Here is a 6,353-nt window from a genome sequence, read left to right as displayed (position 1 = left end):
GAGTAAAATATATTTGAGATAGCAATCATAAAGAGGTAATAAAAATGACTATTGGTGAATTGCTGAAAAAGTATCGGGTAGAACAAATGAAAACACAGAAGCAGTGGGTAGGAAATATAATAAGTCCATCCTTTTATGCCAAAGTTGAGAGAGACCTAAGCCGAATTTCTGCAGAAGATTTAATAGACTTGTTACATTCTAACCAAATTTCAGTAATTGATTTTTTTGGTGAATTGAATCAAAAAGATAAATCTATTCATCATCAAAAATTAGAAATAAGTAGAATGGCCAATGAAGCGTATTATCGCAATTCTAAGAAAGAGTTGCAGCAAATACGGGATATCGTAGTAGAAAGTGATTTGCCTAATAAAGATGATGAACTACTTATTATCGATGCTTATGTTGCAGTGATTGATAAAAACATTGCACATTTAGATCGAAATGTTATAAGCAAAATGAGGGAAAAAGTTTTTAATATTTCTAATTTCGATGAAGATGGTTTAATTGTGTATTGTAATTTCATGAGTTTTAATGACTTGAATAGCAATTTGTTACTGTCTAAAAAGGTAATAAAGCAGTTTATTGGATCAAGCAGTGTCAAAACACAAAAAGTAGTTTTAGGTATCATTATCAATATGTTGGTTTTTTGTATTCAAAACAAACAATTTGACGAAGCAGAAACGTTTATTGATTACGCAAATCAAATAAAAGCCCAACCAGATATATTTTTTTATAAAGACATAATACCTATATTTGATAATGTAATTAAATATCATTATGAGCATAACAAGAAATATATAGATACGGCGATGAAAATAATTGAAAGCATTAAATTGGCGGGTATGTCTGATTATGGTAAAGATTTAGAAGACCTTTTAATTACGAATGCATAAATAAAAAAGTCATATTTGATTAATAAAAATCAAATATGACTTTTTTATAGTTTCAGTTGATACCTGGATATACTTAAAGATATAAATTTAGGAGGAAACGAAAATGTTTGATTTACTACGAGGGATAATTATCTTTTTCCCATTTTAATAAAAGATAATATTAAATGGATTTAAAACAGAATAAACAAATTAAAGATCAAAAGAAAAGGAGTTGAGATTCATACTAAGAATGGGAGTTGTAATAGATGGTCAATTGGCCGACAGTAATAAATATAAGATAAAAAATGAATATGAAGGTTATACTGATGGTCTTTTTATAAAGTTTAGGCAAAAATAATTAAATTTTAAAAGGAGTAATAATCATGAAATTAAAGAAAACAATAATTACTGGATTAACCACTTTAGCATTAAGTCCGGTTGCAGCAGCTCTAGGCAGTGGTGTTCTTACGACTCAGGTAGTACATGCAGATACTGTCACGGCTACACCGAAAAGTGATGATAGTAAAGTAGTCAAAACTTTTACTAATAAAGAAATTTTCGACAATCTTGAAGCTCAGGGCTATGATGTTAAAGCAATTTTAGGCGAAAAAGAATATAATGCTGCTTTAATGCAGGACTTGATGCGTGCTGGTGGTACGTACGTTACAAAACAGAAGCATGGTTTTACAGTTTATTTGAATAGTGCAATAGTTAAGGGAATTGTCTGGGGCGGTTCTGGTGCTGTTGCGGCCGCCGTAGGCACAGGGCTAGCCGCTGTCGGCGCTGGTCCTGCAGTAATTGGTGCCGTATCTACAGTTATTACTGATCTTGCTTCCAGTGTAAATACTTCAAGGGGTATTTATGTTAAATTCAGTAATAAAGGTAATCTAGTTAGTTGGGGATATCAATAAAGCACACTGTATTGATATTAGGAAGAGAAGATGATTAATATGAGAACAATTAAAAAGCATTTCGCTAATAACAGAAGACGATATCAAGAAAAGCCAAAAAAGCTAAAGGGGTATGAGTGCATTTCTGTCATGGCGCTATGCGTACTATATTGTATAATAATTAATGCTATTGGAGGATTATCCTGGCCATTTTGGAATAGTACTTCTAATCTGCTAATGTTTGTAATTGGTACTATCATACTTGCTATTACAATCTTCTATTCTTATAAAGTAACTGATTATTTTTATTATAAATATAATAAATAAAATTATATCAAAACAGTTTTGACCACCATGATTTTTGGTGGTCTTTTTCTTTTTTAGTTGAACTAGCTGAAATCTTTTTAAGTTCTGTGACTTTTTTCTCGGCCATTAGCTGTAATTGCTGCGATTGATCGAGCAATTTTTGGGTCTGATCAAGGGTATCATGCAGGCGAGCTATTTCTTGATCTTTGCTGACAAGCTGTTCATGGTAAATTTGTTCTAACAAGTCTAAACGCTTTAATAGCGAGCTTTCTTGCGCTTTTTTGTTTACCAGTAAAGACTTAATGTGATAGCGGATAGTTTGTTTGGAGACGCCCAATTCGTCTGCCAACTGCTTGATGGTTTTTGACATGAGACTTTCCTTACCTTAGTAATTATTGACGATCATCAGGTATAGATTACCAGAAGCTGAGAACTAATTAACTGCTGCTAATTTAACGACTGTAGGAGCTTGTTCTCAAAACAGGAATTTATTTTTTAAATTTTTGTGGCCTCCTTAAAGCGTTTTATGCTATCATTGCCTTATTAAGCGCAAATAAAAATGCCCCGTCTACTGATCACGTCAGTAGGCAGGGCATGAAAAAAAGCTAATCACAGAACTTTTGACAGGGATCTCGATTAGCTTCATCAACTGAAGTTAAGTATAACAAAAATACTTAAAAATTCAAGAGATGAAGTTAAAAAAGACCTCTGAGCGAAAGATTAGCCCGGAGGTCTTTTCCGTTATCAAGACAGCACACAAATCGCCAACAGGACAAAGTTGTAAAAAGGGACAGGTGCGATAGAGCCATCTCAAGTAATAAATCTATCTCCGAAAGCACGTAACGAATGCAGTGGGGCAAATGGCGGTGACGACCAGCAGTTTAGCGAACCAGGTCAGGGCGGTACAGACGACTACTGTGCAATCAGAACTACTCATGCGTAGGGCGATTGGACAGCAGTGGAACATACGGCAGTAGATGAGCCAGAACGTAGCGGCAAGCTATGACTGGGGTTAGTAAATGGCGTTGACCAGCACTTCAGATCATTACTGAAGGGACAACAAACAACGGGCTTCTACTGTGCAGGGCGTTTTAGCTTAAATGTATGCTGGTCCAAGCGACCAGATTAGTAACCAACAATCGTAAAAGCGGTTAGTTAGATAATTTCTTCTCCTTTCGCAAGGGGAAATTACCTAACTAACCGCTTTGCGGTTATGTTAGTCTTCCTTATGGGGGGAGTCTGCCCCGCTGTGGTAGGGGATATTATCCGTGTGGTCTGTCTCCTGGGAAGTAGTGGAGGATGTGGTGCCCCTGAGGTAGCCTGGAACGATCTCACTCCCAATAGAAAGGATTAGCTGCCTGAGAATATTATGTATTAAGCATAGAACATGAGTACTAGGTAATTTTGCTGTTGTTAGCATGATAGGGTGTATGTTAGATTGTTTTTGTAGTGTTCGAACAGTTTGAAACGGTTAGGAAACAATTTATGAAACGGCAAGAACAGTTGTATAGTCAGAATAAGATCGCTGATATACTGGGCATTAGCAAGAGTACGCTGAGTAAATGGTTGAAGCATAATACTGTTTCTCCAAAACGAATTAAAGGGCAACGCAAGTATTATGATGAAACGGTTATTGAACAGTATCGCAAGTCTAAAAGTATTGGTACTAAAGGAAAAAGTCGTTCACTAGATTCGTCAGTTGCTTTTCAAATCGTTTCCCAGAAACAGCAAGAAATAGTTGAATTGAAACAGTTGTTAAAAAATAAAGAGGAACAACTCAAAGAAAAAGATAAGCAGATAATGCTGCAGAATAATGAGTTAGTTGAGTTCGCAAAAAAGTTTGCGCAGTTGGCAGATCAAGCGCAGCAATTAAATTTAGTTGATAAACCGTTGAAGCAAAAAAAGCTAATTGCTAAGGCAACTGAAAATCCAAAAGAGGAGAAATCTAAATTGCATTGGTGGCAGAAATTTGGAAGAAGTGAGTCATAAATTTGTAGTTAAATCTGCTGGAGCAGAGCTTCTTTTGCAGGCTGATTTTAAGAGCGTGGCTGCCAATTTAGTGATTTTCACAAACTATCAGTGAAGAGCATAAGGGAATCTGCTATCTCTTACCTTGGGTAAGAGAGTAGCTTGGCGGTGCCAAGCGATTCCAGGGCATTGGAGTGGTGCTATCATTTTTAGACTCAACTATCCCGGATTGGGACGGTTAAAAATATTGATTTAACGCGATTGTTCCCAAGTTGGGTTGTGAAAGAAATTTAGCCGCCCCAATCTGGGGTGGCTAAGAATACTGGTAGATCAACTTTTATGAAAAACGGTTTGGCTCGCTTAATTTCAATTTTGACTGTAAATAATGTCATGGTTGGCACGTTAAAATTTTAGTTGGCAGCTTCAATTGGGTGCCTTTTGGACTACTGCATTAATTATTTTTGCTGCTTTGTTAACGTCATTTTTGTAGTCTGGCGAAAATATTTTTGCTAAACTTCGTGCGTTTTGAAGTTCAAAAATTGATAGAAAAAAAGAAATTTTTAGCAGCAACGGCTGCGGTTTTGGATCACTAAAAAAATTAAAGTGGCTCTTTGTTGGACCACTTTTTTTGCTGATTTTTTAAAATTGAAACTCAAAAATATGGAAAATGGGGTAAAAACGAAATTTCAAGAATGCTAATATATCAGCATTCTTGACCTCCACTACAGTGGCAGTAAAAATGATTTCACAACCACTGTAGTGGCAGAATGGCTTTGAATCAACGTTTTCCACCAACCACTAGCATGGAGTTTGGAGTAGGCAAATGATAGCACTCTACTAATGCTCTGGAATCGCTTGACACCGCCAAGCTACTCTCTTACCCAAGGTAAGAGATAGCAGATTCCCTTATGCTCTTCACTGATAGTTTGTGAAATTGACCAAATTGTCTGCATAGGTCATTTTTTATTGCGTTATTGACACATAGTGGCCAGCAGAACAAATAAAAAAAGCGATTCAGTTGGATCGCTTTTTTTGCTTGCGATTGATTAGATCACTTGCACGAGTACAGAGAAAAAGTGGGAACGGTTTTCCCACTTTTTTTGTTTGCATGCGAAAATCGCACTTTAATTTCTTCTCTAGAAATTATAACAGAAAAATTCTAAATAACTCTCCCCAAAAAGGCTACATTTTGTGGTTGTTCAAACGTTAGTAATAGTGAGCAGCTAAAAAAATGAACGCTATATTACTAATAGAGCGTTGGAATTACGAGACTATCAAAGTGAGAGCATACAAAAAGCGATCCAGTTGGATCGCCCAGACGTCTCGCAAGTAGCTAACCTGCATGCACGCTCTGCTTTTCGTATAAGCCATAACTTGTGATCTTCATCTACTGAATTATAACACGGAAGAAAATTGTATTTGCGTAAATGAAAATAAAAAAAGCGACCCACAAAGGGGCCGCTTTAATATCTCGCAAGTGACTGAACTTGCATACACGTTTAGTTAGTACGTGTCAGATATTACTCTAATTCTATCCAAATTATAACATGGAAATAGATGTTTGGTAAAATAATTGTGCACGCTTAGTGCACCATCTTGAGAAGAAGACTGACTTCTCATAAAGGAGGTGAGAAACGTGTCAGATGTAATTATTCTAATTCTATTGTATCTCGTAATTTCTGAAATTCGGGACGCGCTGAATATTGTCAAAGATATTCTCGACGAGCTACGAAAGTAGTGCAAAACTGCAGCCTAAGATCTATCTTAGGCTGTTTTTTGTAAGTTTAAGTTTTGGGATAAGGATAGAATTAAACAGCCAGGCTATTAATAGCAGCAATGCAGCTCAAAACAGCAGGACTTACAGTCATTTTATCTAGATTCATGGGTAAACATACCTAAGCCCCTAAAAATCGCTTGTAGGGGCTTATATGGCCGTCTAGGCGATCATGATTTTACCTAAGACAAAAGTCAGAAGGTCGCATGTCTGGTCAAAAATGAGGCAAAAAAGCCCAGGTATACCAATTGGTCTAATTGTGAAATTGATCTGCCACTAAAAAAGGAAAGACTGAATTGACAGTCTTTCCTTTTGCTATACGGGTTCGATTTCACAAGGTCTTTTAACGCGCGTTTTTCAGCCCTCTGCAGCCGCCTTTTGGCGCTACTTCGTTTAATGTACATTATGTTAAGTTGGATTGGTATGGTGGATTAAAGCGGAGTAAAATATATTTGAGATAGCAATCATAAAGAGGTAATAAAAATGACTATTGGTGAATTGCTGAAAAAGTATCGGGTAGAACAAATGAAAACACAGAAGCAG

General features: G+C 36.3%; 4 protein-coding genes. 3 read left to right on the top strand and 1 reads right to left on the bottom strand.

Translation table 11 applies throughout. From position 1 onward, the window contains the following. The first annotated feature begins 44 nt into the window (after nt 1-44). Nucleotides 45-893, top strand: coding sequence for a helix-turn-helix domain-containing protein (locus tag AC2JF8_RS09175; RefSeq protein WP_500762791.1), 849 nt, complete (start codon nt 45-47; stop codon nt 891-893). 362 nt (nt 894-1,255) lie between these two features. Then, nucleotides 1,256-1,783 (top strand): hypothetical protein, encoded by a 528-nt coding sequence (locus AC2JF8_RS09170; RefSeq protein WP_500762790.1) that lies wholly within the window; start codon nt 1,256-1,258, stop codon nt 1,781-1,783. Between the two features lie 313 nt (nt 1,784-2,096). Here AC2JF8_RS09170 and AC2JF8_RS09165 read toward each other — a convergent pair whose 3' ends face one another. Beyond that, entirely contained in the window at nt 2,097-2,438 is a 342-nt protein-coding gene (locus AC2JF8_RS09165; protein WP_500762789.1) for a helix-turn-helix transcriptional regulator, read from the bottom strand. Nucleotides 2,439-3,553: 1,115 nt separating this feature from the next. On the opposite strand from AC2JF8_RS09165, the gene AC2JF8_RS09160 reads away from it, so the two are divergent. Further along, nucleotides 3,554-4,057: a helix-turn-helix domain-containing protein gene (locus AC2JF8_RS09160; protein WP_500762788.1), complete on the top strand. Its 504-nt coding sequence runs from the start codon at nt 3,554-3,556 to the stop codon at nt 4,055-4,057. Nucleotides 4,058-6,353: the final 2,296 nt, after the last annotated feature.

The sequence above is a fragment of the Lactobacillus sp. CA30L genome, assembly GCF_059900845.1.
This window is presented reverse-complemented; position numbering and strand designations above follow the sequence as displayed.